The 15,276-nt window shown below is 49.4% G+C and carries 8 protein-coding genes; 3 read left to right on the top strand and 5 right to left on the bottom strand.

The features are described from left to right. Positions 1-252: 252 nt before the first annotated feature. Entirely contained in the window at positions 253-5,361 is a 5,109-nt protein-coding gene (locus ACQ5BJ_RS13070; protein ID WP_430110665.1) for a S8 family serine peptidase, read from the top strand. A gap of 111 nt (positions 5,362-5,472) precedes the next feature. On the opposite strand, the gene ACQ5BJ_RS13065 is transcribed toward ACQ5BJ_RS13070, so the two are convergent. Beyond that, positions 5,473-6,237, bottom strand: a complete 765-nt coding sequence (locus ACQ5BJ_RS13065; protein WP_005544044.1) for a TrmB family transcriptional regulator — start codon at positions 6,235-6,237, stop codon at positions 5,473-5,475. Between the two features lie 355 nt (positions 6,238-6,592). On the opposite strand from ACQ5BJ_RS13065, the gene ACQ5BJ_RS13060 reads away from it, so the two are divergent. After that, positions 6,593-8,629 carry a peptidoglycan D,D-transpeptidase FtsI family protein gene (locus ACQ5BJ_RS13060; RefSeq protein ID WP_430110667.1) on the top strand — a complete coding sequence of 679 codons (2,037 nt, stop codon included), beginning with the start codon at positions 6,593-6,595 and terminating at the stop codon, positions 8,627-8,629. A 262-nt stretch (positions 8,630-8,891) separates the two neighbouring features. Then, complete coding sequence (locus ACQ5BJ_RS13055; RefSeq protein WP_268622994.1) at positions 8,892-10,118, top strand: MFS transporter; 1,227 nt, start codon at positions 8,892-8,894, stop codon at positions 10,116-10,118. A 134-nt stretch (positions 10,119-10,252) separates the two neighbouring features. Here ACQ5BJ_RS13055 and arcC read toward each other — a convergent pair whose 3' ends face one another. From arcC to fdrA, 4 genes are all read right to left on the bottom strand, one after another. Beyond that, a complete protein-coding gene (gene arcC / locus ACQ5BJ_RS13050; protein ID WP_289356426.1) occupies positions 10,253-11,188 on the bottom strand; it encodes a carbamate kinase in 936 nt (311 codons plus the stop codon). Next, the gene (locus ACQ5BJ_RS13045) at positions 11,118-12,128 is read right to left on the bottom strand and encodes a DUF2877 domain-containing protein (protein ID WP_430110670.1); all 1,011 of its coding nucleotides are present in this window, start codon (positions 12,126-12,128) and stop codon (positions 11,118-11,120) included. The genes arcC and ACQ5BJ_RS13045 overlap by 71 nt, the downstream gene beginning before the upstream one ends. Then, entirely contained in the window at positions 12,103-13,362 is a 1,260-nt protein-coding gene (locus tag ACQ5BJ_RS13040) for a DUF1116 domain-containing protein (RefSeq protein WP_005544048.1), read from the bottom strand. The genes ACQ5BJ_RS13045 and ACQ5BJ_RS13040 overlap by 26 nt, the downstream gene beginning before the upstream one ends. Before the next feature lie 113 nt (positions 13,363-13,475). Further along, a complete protein-coding gene (gene fdrA / locus ACQ5BJ_RS13035; RefSeq protein WP_005544049.1) occupies positions 13,476-15,263 on the bottom strand; it encodes an acyl-CoA synthetase FdrA in 1,788 nt (595 codons plus the stop codon). Positions 15,264-15,276: the final 13 nt, after the last annotated feature.

Genomic DNA, 15,276 nt, shown 5'->3' with positions numbered 1-15,276 from the left:
TTTATATTCAATGCAGGCAATAAGCCCAAAAAACGACACTCTACTCCGAAAATTGGTATAGAGTGTCGTTTTTTACTTTTAATTTTACGAAATTTAATTTTAGTTACATTTCGTTAACATGAAAGCGTTGACACGATACAATATGTATCATATATTCTTAGTTGTACCGCCATCATTTTCAGAATATGTAAGGAGGTGTAAAAAACCTGGTAAGTGCTATCTATAATTTATAGAAGAGGAGTGTAAAGCCGGTTGAAGAATCTACGTTTATTTGTAAGCCATTTGCTAGTAGCCGTATTGACGCTATTTTCCCTACTGTTTCCGATTTCCGCATACGCATTTGATTCACACACAGAATTGACGGGGCAGGCACTGAGTCCTGAAGTGCGCGCAAAAATGCAGCAGATTGTTGATCAGAATACATTTACAGAAGGTCAAGAGCCAGTACTGCATCCCGATTTACAAAACCTTACCGACGACAAGGAAATTTCAGTTATCGTCCAATTATCCGAAGCCCCGGTAGCTCTAGCGAAAGGTATGAGTATGCTTGAGGGCAAATCATTTACTGCAGCCTCAGAACAGAACACGAAACAAAAAATCGCTAAACAGCAACAAAGCTTTGTTAGCCAATTAAGCAGCAACAAAATCAAAGCTAGCGTAGGCTTTACATACAATTATGCATTTAATGGAGTCTCTCTTAAGGCAAAAGCAAGTCAAGTGGAACAGTTGCTTAAGCTGAACGGTGTACAAATGGTAGAGCCTGACGTGGAAGTCCACGCTCTAGGGATAGAGTCCTCAAAGCTGCCGGATAGTGAAGTTCATCCAATGATGAACACAAGTAATCCATTCCTTGAAGTTCCAGCCGTATGGGCCTTAGGCTATACAGGCCAAGAAGTTAAAGTAGGCGTTATTGACACCGGAATCGATTATTATCATCCGGAATTAAAAGACGTTTATAAAGGCGGACATAACTTTATTACGCAAGTAGTAGATGGTTCTGAGACGGGATACGCTCGCGCTAGAGCGGATGACGATCCGTATGAAACAACACCGCTGGATCACCCTGATAATAGACCGTGGGTGCACCCTACTACTGGAGAACCTTTTAATACCCAACATGGAACCCATGTTGCCGGGACTATTGCTGCTCAAGGCAAGAACCCTTTTGGTATAAAGGGGCTTGCCCCTTCGATTGAATTGTATGCCTATCGCGTGCTGGGCGCGTACGGGAGCGGCTCGAATTCAGGAGTTATTGCGGGTATCGATAAAGCCGTAGCCGAGCAAATGGACATTATTAATCTATCTTTGGGCGGACCTAACAATAGCCAAGTTGCTTCTGACGCAATCGCCATCAACAATGCGGTTCTAGCGGGCACGGTAGCAGTCGTTTCTACGGGTAACTCAGGTCCAAACAGAGGGACCATCGGCAGTCCAGGCACGGCAGCTTTTGCGATATCGGTAGGCAACTCTACTGTTCCGGAAAAAACGATGGCTGGAAAGGCTTCCGTAACTCTAGACAAAGCGGGAACCAGCACACCATATATCATGAATTTGATGGCATGGAAATTCGGCACAGAACCGAAAAATATTTTGACGGGAACGTATGATGTCGTTGCAATCCCTGGCGTAGGCCAAACGACGGATTACACAGGTCTGAATGTGAACGGCAAAGTCGCTCTCGTTGCCCGCGGAGATATTGCCTTCGTGGATAAAATCGCAGCAGCAAAAAGCGCAGGTGCCGTAGCGGTTATTGTTCACAACTCTTCGAGCGGAACGAATACTCCAGGGCCAGCGGGGGTTCTTGTAGGAGATTCCTTCGCGTCCATCCCAACGTTTGATATGTCCTACACAGACGGAAGCGCGCTGCGAAAGGCTCTTGCGAACGACACAGGAACCGTTACCTTCGGAGAATTCACTACCGGTTCGACTTTAGGCGACGATATCAATAATTCCAGTTCGCGCGGGCCTACCAATCCGGTCTTTGATATTAAACCGGACGTCTCCGCTCCAGGAACCAACATCATGTCATCGATTCCTGCCTATGGCAAAGATTATGCCGATCAAGGACAGCCTCAGCCTGACTATACCGAATCCTACGACCGTTTTACAGGAACGAGTATGGCGGCTCCACACGTAGCAGCGGTTGCAGCTTTGCTTAAATCGCAGCATCCGGATTGGACTCCGTTCGATATCAAAGTCGCGATTTCGAATACGGCTAAGCAACTGGACGTAACCAAAAACGACGTATTCGCTCAAGGTCCGGGACGTATTCAGCCGCTTAAAGCAGCGACGACCGAAGCGCTCGCGTATGAATCGGAACCGACCACCTTTTCCAATAAGACCTATGACAATATCAAAGGCACGATCACCTTCGGCAACGTGTTTCCGAATGCGAATAATCCAACAACGGTAACGCGGTCTATTCTAGTCAAAAACGTAACGGGAAGCCCAAGCAACTATACGGTATCCATCCAAACGACAAAAGCGGCAACAGGCACGTTAGCGAGTTCGAACGTAACGGTCGACAAGTCCAGCTTTACGTTAACAGATGAACAAAATTTAACCGTGACGCTAAACGTTCCGAAAGGGACTGGAACAACCGGTAACGAAATGCTGGGTTACGTGAAGATTACAAACGGAACGACAAATCTAATTCTTCCCTTCGCGGCGAATTTCACCCCACCTACGGGATTGAAGACCTATACGATCGACAGCTACCATATCTCTCCAAACGGGGATGGCAAGCTGGACAGCACGACTGTGAGATATGAATTCTACGATAGGCAAGCAGCTACGTACATTGAACTTTATGATCTAAACGATCTAACTGGCGGACCTTACGGAGACGGTTCTATCGGATGGATTTTGAACACCGGCAGCACGACAACGGGAGCAAAAACGTTAAACTTTACCGGTAAATATCATCCGTGGGGACAATCGGGATCAACCCTGAGCGCGTTGGCTCCGGAAAGCGTCTATGCCATGCAGATTACAACGCTAAACTCCACCCAAACGGCGGTCGTAGCAAGGGGATTTCTTCCGGTATATATCAAGACGAGCACGCCTAAAATCGTTTCGTCCGACAGTCTGAATGTCACGGGTTCGAATTTGCAGTTCTCCGGTTCGATCGACGATTCTTACGTGAAATTCGGACCCGTCGTTGAAAAAGAATTGAACTTGGATTACAACATTAACGACAACTTGCACATGAAATACGAACTATCGGACAGTAACGACAACTTGATTTCTTCGCAACCGGTAACGCTCGATCAAAATGGAAACTTCGGAATCACGTTAAACGGTTTAACAAGCGGAATAAATAAGCTGAAATTGATCGTAGATGATGCGGCGGCTAATCATGCGGAGAAAGTCGTTACGATTACTAGCGCAGATCCCGTGTTAAGCGGAATTAAAGTACAGCCAGAGGCTTTAACCTTAGGCGTCGGTTCCACTGCGGATCTTACAGTAACGGCTCAATATATTGACGCCGACGGCAAGCCATTCCCGGTAACCGTTAGTGATGTTACGTATGGGGCCATCTATACCGATTACGATCTGAGTGTCATAGACGTTGTCTATGGTAAAGTAACGGCGGTAGGTGAAGGCAGCACATCGATAACGGTATCTTATGGAGGGAAATCGGCTTCGGTACCCGTTACCGTCACTACAACTCCAGTCGATCCTGTATTAACGTCCATTTCGGTATCGCCGAACAGCGTGGCTCTAAAAGTTGGGAAGGATGCTCAGCTTACGGTTAACGCGGTGTATAGCGACGGAAGCAAGAAAGACGTTACAAACGATGCTGATTATAGTGTAGCTCATTCAGCCATTGCTACGGTAAGCGACACCGGAAAGGTGGCAGCCATAGGAAAAGGTGAAACGACAGTAACCGTATCTTACGAAGGTAAAACCTACGAGGCACCTGTTACTGTCACAGAAGAAACGACAACACCAGTCAAATTAACGTCGATTTCGGTATCGCCGGACAGCGTGGTTCTTAAAGTTGGGAAGGATGCTCAACTTACAGTCTCCGCGGCGTATAGCGATAAAAGTAAGAAAGACGTTACAAAGGATGCAAAGTATAGCGTACCTGGTACGAACATTGTTATAGTAAGCAATACCGGCAAGGTGACAGCCGTCGGAGCAGGGAAAACGACAATCACTGTATCTTACGAAGGCAAATCTTACGAGGTGTCAGTCACCGTAACCAAGGATTCTAGCACAACGAATCCAGGAACACCGACTTCTCCAAGCTCGCCATCAACTTCCACACCAAGCTCATCATCGACTCCTGCACCATCGGGTAAGAAAGTAAAAGCGGGCACGCTCTATATGAAGAAAAACGATAAGGGTATGACTTTCGCAACGATAAGCGTATCGACTGAGGCCTTGATCGCCCAGTTGAAAGATTCAAAAGCGGCCGACGTCACGCTGAACCTTACCGATATTGGCTTCAACGACTACAACAGTGTAGATGCAATCTTCGACAAAGCTACGGCCGTCAAACTACTGGCATCCGGCAAAGGGTTGACCCTTACCGGCAATGGATTCACTATCAGAGTCCCTGCGGATGCATTGGCTGATTTTATTGGTGAAAAAGGTTTTAAATTAATCTTATCGGTAAAAGATCCTGACAATGGTGAAGTGAAGATCCTGTCGGTAAATCAAACAACCATCGTATCGAAGATCGTAACGATCGGCAACGATAAAGGAAAATTGAGCCATCCGATTGAAATCGGCCTTAAGCCGTCCAACAAAGTAATCGATTTGCAAAAAGTAGGCGTATACCAGCAAGACGGAAGCGGGAAATGGGGATATGTAGGATACAATGCCGCGCATCAGCCGGGGAACATTCAACTTACGACGTCAACGCTCGGTTCCTTCGAATTGATGGAGGTTCAAATTTCGTTCGACGATATTCAAACCCATTGGGCAAAACATGAAATCGAAGTTATCGCGGCTCAACACGTAACCAACGGAAAAAGCGAATCCAAATTCGTTCCGAACGATACGATAACCCGCGCAGAATTCGTGGCGCACTTGGATCGTATTCTTGGCCAAGAGAAAGAATGGAGTCATTACGTCGCGATGGCAGGGGCAAATGATATCCTGGGCCGCCAAGAAATGGTCGTATTGATGGTCAATGCCATGAAAGTCGATCTGCAAGGCGAGAAAGTGCAATTAAACTTCAAGGATAAAGATCGGATTTCGGCGAATGCCCAAGCCGCGGTAGCGTATGCGGTAAATAAAGGATTGATCAATGGCATGTCTAACAACACTTTCGCTCCCGATCAAAGCTCCACTCGCGCGCAAGTGGCTTCTATTCTCTATCGCATGATGAAACTCTTAGGCACAATTTAATCTCAATAAGTAATCATCAGTTCCATAGGATGAATAAAAAGCAGACCTCTTCGGAGGCCTGCTTCTTACTTCCTTACACTTGAGGCTCTTCATGCAACAGTTTAATCCTCTTTAATAGCGCAGCCGCATAAGCAAGGATTTCATTTCTTCGTCCGCTAGTAGCTCTGCATTATATTTTTGCGAAATTTTCGCCAATGCAACATCATGGTAAAAGAACTCAATGAAGAATTTAACGAACGGCTGCGCCCCGGTGCGCATGGCCTGCCATTCCCCCTGCTCCATCCCCGCGAACATAATTTGCGAAGAGTCGGCTGCGACCAGCATGTATCGTTCCAGCGTATGATGCTCTTCCGTGGGCGATAACGTATGCAGCTTCGATACTTGTGCCTGCGGCACGTTCTTCCCCATTACAAAAGCCTCTACGCGTACACCATCCCGCTCCCGCTGTTCGAGCAGAGGCACATATTTTCTGAATTCATCGCTCCACATCGAGACGATAATCGTGTCTGCCGCCTCTTCGAGGATATGCTGGCAGTACGCCGCAATCGAGGCTTCGGACTTCAAGCTCCACACTTGATTGTCCGTGACGATTTTGCGTTCATTCATCAGCTTCAGTTGCTCAATGCTCTGCTCAAATTCCTTGGACAGCTTGTCGATGACAACCTGAAGCGGCAGCGCTAAATATGTCTTTTTCTTTTCTGATATGGAATCCGAAATTAAGCCTTTATCGATAAGGCGCGACAGCACCTCATATATTTTCGCCTTTGGCACACCCGAATATTTCACTACACTTGTAGCATCCATTGGGCCATCTCCTGCCACCAGCGCCTCATATACCTTGCTTTCATATTGTGAAAAACCGAATTTCTGAAGCATGGCTCCTCCTTCGCATTCCTGCAACGTATTGGAACTTGTCCGTATCATGATGATGTTAGGATTATCTTACTCCAGTCGATTCAAAATGAAAAGTCGAACACTAAGCGAAGCCGCTGAACAGTTACATCAATTTGTAAATTATTACAAGAAACCATCGCAATCGCTGCTGCATCTAATAGACGTATAAGTCTGCTTTTTCTCATATTGAATATTAATTTGGACAATAATTATATTCTTGTTGTATATATGAATATATGATCATTAACAAACAAAGGATTAGGTTCACTTGGACAAAATAAATGACGAACTAGGTAAACGGAACAAGATACGCAGATGCAGAAAGGAAATTAGTGTTTTGAATCTATCGAATGAAACGCACGCAAACAAACAGAAATCAGAAAATGAACGCAAGTTTTCTGTCCGGCTGACTGGATTTTTCTTTCTTACATTCGCCTTATTTGCCATACTTATTATACGCTTGGCGTTACTGCAATTCGTAGATGGTCCCGCCCTCAAGCAAAAAGAAACTTCATTGGGCTACCGGACTACAGCTATCGCACCGATTCGCGGCACCATCTATGATGCTGGCAATCATAAGATCGCTTATTCCACATCGAGACAATCTCTTTACTTTAACGTGAACAAAAATTACAAGAAGAAAGAAAATATAGCGGAAGCCAAGGAGCTCGCTGAAAAGCTCGTCGAAAGATTTAAAAGTAATACCAAAACGGGAGAGGAAAAACAATCTGTCGAGGATATCGTAAAGCGTATGGATTTGAATGCCAATGTAAATCCCGTACATGTCCCCCGCTTGATCAAAACGGATCTATCTCCGAAGGATATTGCTTACTTTTTGGAGCATAAGTCAGAATATAAGGATCTTGAGATTAGGGAAGACAGCGTCAGAAACTATGATCAGGATACAGTCGCGGTGCAAACGATCGGCTATCTGAAAAAGTTCAGAGGTGTCCGAGAGTCTTACGATTATTATAAGGAGATATACGAAAATAGAAATTCCCGGCTCGAGGAACTCAAATACCTTGATTATGAGGATGTCGGCGTCGACGGGCTTGAGTTCATGTTCCAGGAAGAGCTCCGCGGCAAAAACGGACTCAAAAAGTTCCCGGTTAACGTAACAGGACGAATTATGGGCCCAATGGAATTGACAAAGCCCGAGCGCGGCAACAATCTTCACCTAACCATTCACAAAAGCATTCAGATGAAGACCGAAGACGCGATTATGAATACGCTGCAGAAAATACGCAACTCCTCCAATTCCGTGGAGCGAGCCCCTAACGCACGTACGGGCTATGCCGTCGCCATGGAAGTAAAGACGGGCAATATCGTCGCTATGGCCAGCATGCCGGATTATGACAGCAATGTCTGGAAGAACGGCTCCATCAGCGTTGAGGATTACGAAAAAAATAAATCCTTTATGAACAACGGCACGATTAAAGCAGCCTACGGCCCATACGAGGAAAAAGAAATGAACAAGCACCCGAACTCCATCGTGTATCTTGGCTCTACAATCAAGCCGTTGTCCGTCCTTATCGGTTTGAAGGAAAAGCTGTTCAGCGTGTACGATGATTATCCTGACATCGGCTATGCCGAAATCGGACTCGAAAAAAGGAAAATCCGGAATGCGAACAACAAGTCGCATGGTCGCATCGATGCCGCAAAAGCGCTGGAATTCTCCTCCAATGCCTTTATGATCGATATGATCGGCAAACGTTTATATTCCCGAACGGATGTGAACGGACTGAAGACATGGGACAAATATATGGAAATGTTCGGACTTGGTGTAAAGACCGGCAGCGGACTGCCTGGAGAGATAGCCGGCCTAAAGGACTACATGAGCGAAGCCGAGCGCGCCAGCGCGCAATCCGCTCTTGCATACGCTTCGTTCGGCCAGCAGGGCAAGTATACAACGCTTCAGCTTGCCCAGTATGCGGCTACGCTGGCTTCGCATGGCAAGCGAATGAAGCCGCAGTTCGTCAGCAAAATTACGGATCCGGACGGAAAGGTAGTAAAAGAGTTTAAGCCGGAGATGCTGAACGAAGCAAAGTTCGATAAAGCCTATTGGGACTTGATTGAGCTTGGCATGAGCCGAGTGAAGGTACAGGGATTTGAAGGGTTCAATTATGACTATTATCGGAAAACGGGAACATCCGAACAGGAAGTCGCAAAAGGCATCAGAGTAGAAAATGGAGTGTTCATTGCGTACGCTCCCGCGCAAAATCCGACCTTAGCTGTCGCAGTCGTTGTTCCGGAGGGCAATTACGGGGCTTATAGCGCAGCGCCAATCGCGCGAGCTATATTTGATGCGTACGACGAAGTTGTCGGGCTTACGGGTACGCCGCGCCAAACTTCGACTAATCAGCAAGTTAAATAGTAAATGACAAGCGATGGCCTTCGATTAAATTGGGGTCGTCGCTTTTTTGATTAGGCTGAAGCTCGCTATCAGACTAACTTACCTAGTTTTCGATAAATTTTATGACCAAAATTAGCTTTATTTGTTATGATAAAGTCCATACTGTGAATGGTGTCACACGAGAGAGAAAGTGGCACCTCATTAAAGGATGTTCTAGAGTTCGCTTGTGATCTTTTGAACAAACTCATATCCAAACTCATATCAAGTGGAGGCAGATAATGAAATGAATACGGTGAAAACGTTGGATAAGCCGAAGCAGCGCAAGCTGCTGATGAGTGCCGGACTGAGCTGGATGTTCGACGCGATGGATATCGGCATCATTTCCTTTATCGCGGCTGCACTGGCAGCCGAATGGAGCTTAACCCCGCAGCAGACGGGACTATTTACAAGCATGAACTCGGTCGGCATGGCAGTAGGAGCCTTGCTGGCCGGGTCATTGGCAGACAAGTATGGCCGAAAATCTGTACTGCTCTGGACGCTGGTCATCTTTTCAATTGCCAGCGGGCTATCCGCGGCTGCAACGAGCTTCACGATGCTGTGCATATTACGCTTCATCGCCGGAGCGGGCCTTGGCGGTGAATTACCTGTCGCTTCCACACTCGTCTCTGAATCCGTTCCCGCGAAGGAGCGCGGTCGTGCCGTCGTTCTGCTGGAAAGCTTCTGGGCGGCTGGCTGGATCGCTTCTGCATTGATTGCTTATTTCGTCATCCCTACCTATGGCTGGCAAGCTGCATTTCTCATCTGCGCAGCCCCAGCACTATACGCACTGTACTTGCGGAAAGCCATCCAAGATCCACCGCGCTTCACCGAACAGGCCAATCGCAGTAAGCAGCAAAAGCTGTCCTTCCGCGACCGCTTCGTATCGGTATGGTCCGGTTCGCACCGCCGCTCCACGATCATGCTATGGGTATTATGGTTTACCGTAGTTTTTTCCTATTACGGCATGTTTCTGTGGCTCCCCTCTGTCATGGTGCTGAAGGGCTTCAGCTTGGTCAAAAGCTTCGAATACGTGCTCATCATGACGCTTGCCCAGTTGCCCGGATATTTTACCGCGGCTTACTTCATCGAGAAGTTCGGGCGCAAGTTCGTCCTTGTCGTCTATTTAGTATTAACTGCGGCAAGCGCCGCCTGGTTCGGCAGCGCGACAACGGAAGGAATGTTGATCGCAGCCGGAATTTGCCTGTCGTTCTTCAACCTCGGCGCATGGGGAGGCATGTACGCGTATACACCTGAACTGTATCCAACTAAGGTGCGTTCAACCGGCGTTGGTCTTGCTGCATCCTTCGGCAGAGTCGGAGGCATCATCGCCCCTTACCTCGTCGGCATGATGGTTGCACGCCAAGTCGCCGTCAGCGCGATCTTCTGGTTGTTCTTCGTCACCATTCTGATTGGTGCGATTGCCGTACTTTGGCTCGGTACGGAAACGAAAGGTAAAGAGCTCGTTGAATAATATGAATGACATACCTACATACAATAGCACCAGCGTCCCTCTAACGAGAGAAATGCTGGTGCTATTTCTTCAATGCAACTGCAGCAGAATTGATAACCGTCTGATGCAATCCTCTCTTTAGCGCCAACTTAGGATTAGGAAATATGCGTTCCCGACGTTCCCTGGAGAGCCAAGGCCGCTTCCTGAAGGGAACAAATGATAGCATGCTTCCCTTGGTCGGCGAATGCGACGGCTGCCTCCATCTTTGGTCCCATGCTGCCTGCGGAAAAATGGCCCTCCCGGACATATTGCTTCGCTTCCGCCGTGCTGATATGATTTAGTGCCCGCTGCTCCGGCATGCCGTAATGGATAAAAACATGATTCACATCGGTTACCATCATGAAAATATCGGCACTCGCTTCATGAGCAAGCTTGAGGCCGCTGCGATCCTTGTCCACGACCGCCTCGACGCCGGAAATCGTTCCATCCGCTGCCTGCACAACCGGAATGCCGCCACCGCCGGATGCAATGACAATGTTGCCGTCTGCGGCCAGCTTCATGATCGTCTCCGCTTCCATAATGGATTGCGGCTGCGGCGAGGGAACGACGCGCCGCCACCCTCGACCTGCATCCTCCATCATGTTCCAGCCCTTCTCCCGCATCATGCGCTTGGCATCCTCCTCACTATAGAAGGTGCCGATCGGCTTCGTCGGATGCCGGAACGCTTCATCTTCTGGAGACACTTGCGTTTGCGTCAGCACGCTAACAACATGCTGCGTTAAGCCGCGCTTGCGAAGTTCATTTTTTAAGCATTGATCAAGCATGTATCCGATCATCCCTTGAGACTTTGCATTGCATACGTCCAATGGGAAGGGAGAAACGACATCCTTTGCCTCCTCATTCTGTTGCAAAATCAAACCGACCTGCGGACCGTTGCCATGCGTAACGATCACCTCGTAGCCTTGCTGCACGATATCGGCGATGATCTCGCTGCTTCTGCGCACATTTTCAAGTTGATTCTCATAGGTCGCTTCTTGATGAGGCCGCAAAATGGCGTTGCCTCCCAATGCGATCACAACTCGTTCTGACATGCTCATACCTCCTTAGTGCCATAATGGAATTAGCGATTCCGAATGCTGTATCGATCCCGGAGCTATGTCCGGAATGCAGCAATTGTACAAGCTTGGCTTGAAAATAAAGGGCATCCTCCATCATCATCGCGTTCAGCACCTTAACCACCTTGTCACTAAAGCGCCCGCGCAGCGCATGTCGCAAATAAGCCTTGCTCACATCCGTCGTAATCTCTTCTCTTTCTATAATATGATGCAAAATGCTCAATAACGCAGGGTGAAAAGCTTGCGTCAATGCCTGAACAGCCAGTATGCCGACCAGACAATCGTCTCCCGCTGGCGTCAGTCCTTGTCCGCGGCCAAGGAAAAAGCGCAAATGTTCTGCAATCGCCTGAACTTCGCCGCATACCAAGCTGATCATCAATTGTTCCATATGCCGTAACGTGATCGATTGCGGCTCATCTGGGTAATAATCCTCCGCAAGAAATCGGTCCCACTCCACGCCAAGCCCGGTTGATACGCCCCATGCCCGGCATGCATGCAGCATCGTGTCGATATGAATCAAATTACGATAACTGCGGTAATGTTCTTGTTCGATATGATATTGAAAGGGTTCTGCCTGAGACAAGTCTAGAACGAGTGGACGAGATGGATGCCGGAATAGCAGCATATCCGGCGTTGAGGCAATCACGGGATCGCCACAGCGAACAGAGCAGCGCAGCCTTCTTACGCGTTCCACTCCCATATGGATGCCGAACGGTAATCTGCCGTTCTTCGTCGTCCCGATAAAGACGAGTTCCTCACCCTCTCCTATCGCCAAATTGATGCCGTTTTCGAAAACGCTGTGAACAAAGCCAAGCCGCCTCTGGGATAGGAGCGCCGGCAGTTCCGCATGAATCTCCTCTCCCCTGAGGCAAGACGTATACAACGGCGCGCTACAGAAGTCCAAGTCTGGCCGCATACGCTTCGAGCGCCTTCTCGAAGCACTCGACTGGCGGACGAACCGTGCCTGCTCCGATCTGCCCGACTCCCGGCTCCTTATGGGCGATGCCGGTATTAATAACTGGCGTAATTCCGGTTTCGACGACTTTTCGGGCGTCAATGCCGAGACAGATGCCGCGGAAGTTCCATGTCGGAACGGTAAAATTCGGGTTCTGATCGATGGAGATCTCGATCATCTCATTGCTTGTCGCCAAGGCATCCTGGAATCCACCAGCGCCGACGAACCGCGTAACGCCCGGTGCAGCAATCATCGCCATCCCGCCTACGCCGAATGTTTCCGTAATTGCACTGTCGCCGATATCCGGGTTGGCATCATCCTGCGAGTATCCCGTGAAGAACAGCCCTTGCGGCGTATTGACGGGCGCAGTAAACCATTCATCGCCCATGCCGCTTATGCGAATGCCGAATTCTTTGCCGTTCCGGCACATCGCTGTAACGACCGTGCCTGCTTCAATTGTGCGGGCGCCGTCCATGACTGCCTTGGCCGCTGCCATCATGATGTTCAAGAAGAATTGGTCGGTGTCCGCCAAAAACTTGATGACGCTCTGTATCTCCCGTTTTTCCATGTCGAGATTGACGATATAAGGGCTTATCTCCTTCAAGAAGACAAGCGAAGCCGCGATATTGCGCTGGTGAAACTCGTCACCCATCGTTATGGCCTTCGCGATCATGACATTCAGATTCAGCCCGCCCTTGGTTGCTTTAAGCGCACGCGACAGCGTCGGACCCAGCACATCCTTCATCCAAGTCAAGCGAGCAATCACTTCCTCCGAATAAGCGCCGAAGCGAAGCACCTTGCCGATTCCCTCATTCATAATACAGTAGGCCTCATTGCCTTCGGTGCGGTTCTGCACGACGAATACCGGCATATTGCCCGACGTGATGCCGCCCATCGGACCTACGGCTTTCACATGGTGACACGGAATGAAGCGGATCTCGCCCTGCTCCAGCATCGTACGGGCCTCCGCTTCCTCCTTCGCCCAGCCTTCGAATAGCACGGCGCCTACGCAAGAGCCCTGCATGGGGCCTGTCATGTCCGCATAAACGATCGGCGGTCCCGCATGGAGCAGCGTCTTGCCTTTCAGCTCTGGAATAACGGTATGGGCCGCCACGACATCGACGAGGAACGGCGTACCGCCGGAGATTTTATCAATAACCGCCTGATTGGCTTCATCAATGGTGTTATAATTCATGCGAATTTCCTCCCAGTTGTTTGTTCTGCAGGATCCATAAAGGTCTTGGCAATTGCAATACAGACCGCTTGTTAGTTCCCATTCACTAGTTCGCGCATTTCACTGGTCATCGCTTATGCATGAACCAATCTTATTCGCCCGTTAAATCGGTATTGATTCAATTGCTTCAAGATATGCTGCATCTTGGCGCTGCCGCCCGCAACCGGACGCCAGTCGTACTGCACCACCGTGGCGCCGCTGCCGCTCGCCGCAATGGCTTCCGCGAACTTGGACAGTCCTACGTTAATAATGGATGGCTTTCCGTTAAGCAGTTGCTGAACGAATGAGGAAGATTCACGGTTGTCGGCAGAGACCGTAGCTGCCGGACGATATGATTTCGGTACATCTTCAAGGCTAAGATTCATCATCGCTAGCACCGTGCGCACTGCTTGATTGTTGCTCTCTTTCACGAGCACGCCCGCCTGCTCGAATCTGCGCTTCTGTTCCGCATATGACTGCGGATCCTGCAAAGTCCCACATAATGCAGCTACAAAATAAATGTTGCGCCCTTCCGCCTTCGCCTTGGACGAAGCTTTCTCGACTGCAGGCGCCAGCACTCCTGCCATGTCGTCATGACCGCCGTAGCCGAGCACGACATCGAATAAAATGACGGCCGTAGCGGGATCGGCCGCAGCCTTCTCGATATGTTGAATCCGCGTGGCCGGGTCAATCATCGGATGCGGCTTGCCTTGGGTGTACATGTCATCCCCCAGATCGACAATGGCATGGCCGTTCGAGCGAAGCACATAACCCGCTTCGTGGATAAGTCCATCCTGCAACTGAAGCGCATCCGCAATGAGCATGGCCGCCTCCGCAGCCAAAGTGCCTCCAGCATATAAGCCTTGAATCGAGGTTTGATCCGATTGCAATTCCGTCTCCGGCACTTCAAGCGGCACACTGTACAGAGGCAGCACCGGGTTGCCTTTCCCCAAATCAATCGCGATCCTCGCCGCTTCCTCCAACGTGTATGCTTGATACATATTTCCTTCATGCGCGGAAGGCTTTTCTCCCAGGAATAGGGCAACTACCGGCTTTGAGATCCCCTGCAGCTGGTGAACGACCCGATCGCGCACCTCCTTCGCCGGCGGCTTGGAGATGACGACAATGACGTCGGTTTGGTCGCTATGCTCCAATCCGTGAATGCCATCCAGCATCGTAATTGCGCCGATCCCCTCCGAGAGATCGCGCCCGCCTGTGCCGATCGCGTGGCTGATGCCGCCGCCCATGCGATCGATCAATGTCGATACTTCTTGAATGCCGGTGCCCGATGCGCCGACGATGCCGATATTGCCTCCCTTTACGCGATTCGCGAACGCGAGCGGAACGCCGGATATAATCCCGGTACCGCAATCCGGCCCCATGACGAGCAAGCCTTTTTCATGCGCCTTGCGCTTCAAATTCAATTCTGCTTCGATCGGCACATTATCGCTGAAAATGAATGCATGCAGACCAAGTTCAAGCGCTTTGTCCGCCTCTTCGGCCGCGTACTGTCCCGGTACCGAGATCATCGCCAGATTGGCGCCCGGATTCTCCTTCAAAGCGCGTTCCCATGAGCGAACGCTCAACGTGGAAGACTGGCTGCCGCTCACAGATTGATCGCTTAAAAAGCGGTCAACGGCGGCGAGCATATCGTCCACATTCCCGTTCGCCTCTGCATCAATGACAATGCACATATCGTTGGCTCCCGCCTTCTCCAGTTCATCCGTATAGAGTCCGGAATTGCCCATGATATCCTTGTTGGCTGGCGTCCCCATCATGATCGAGGCTTGGACTACGCCCTCTAATGCTGATATATGATTCGTCAAGAGCATCAAATTGACGGAATCTTGATATGAATTCGGCTTAATGATCGTATGCAGCATCTTGATTCACCTC

It is taken from the genome of Paenibacillus sp. B1-35, from assembly GCF_050474385.1.
GTDB classification, from domain to species: domain Bacteria; phylum Bacillota; class Bacilli; order Paenibacillales; family Paenibacillaceae; genus Paenibacillus_B; species Paenibacillus_B alvei.
This window is presented reverse-complemented; position numbering and strand designations above follow the sequence as displayed.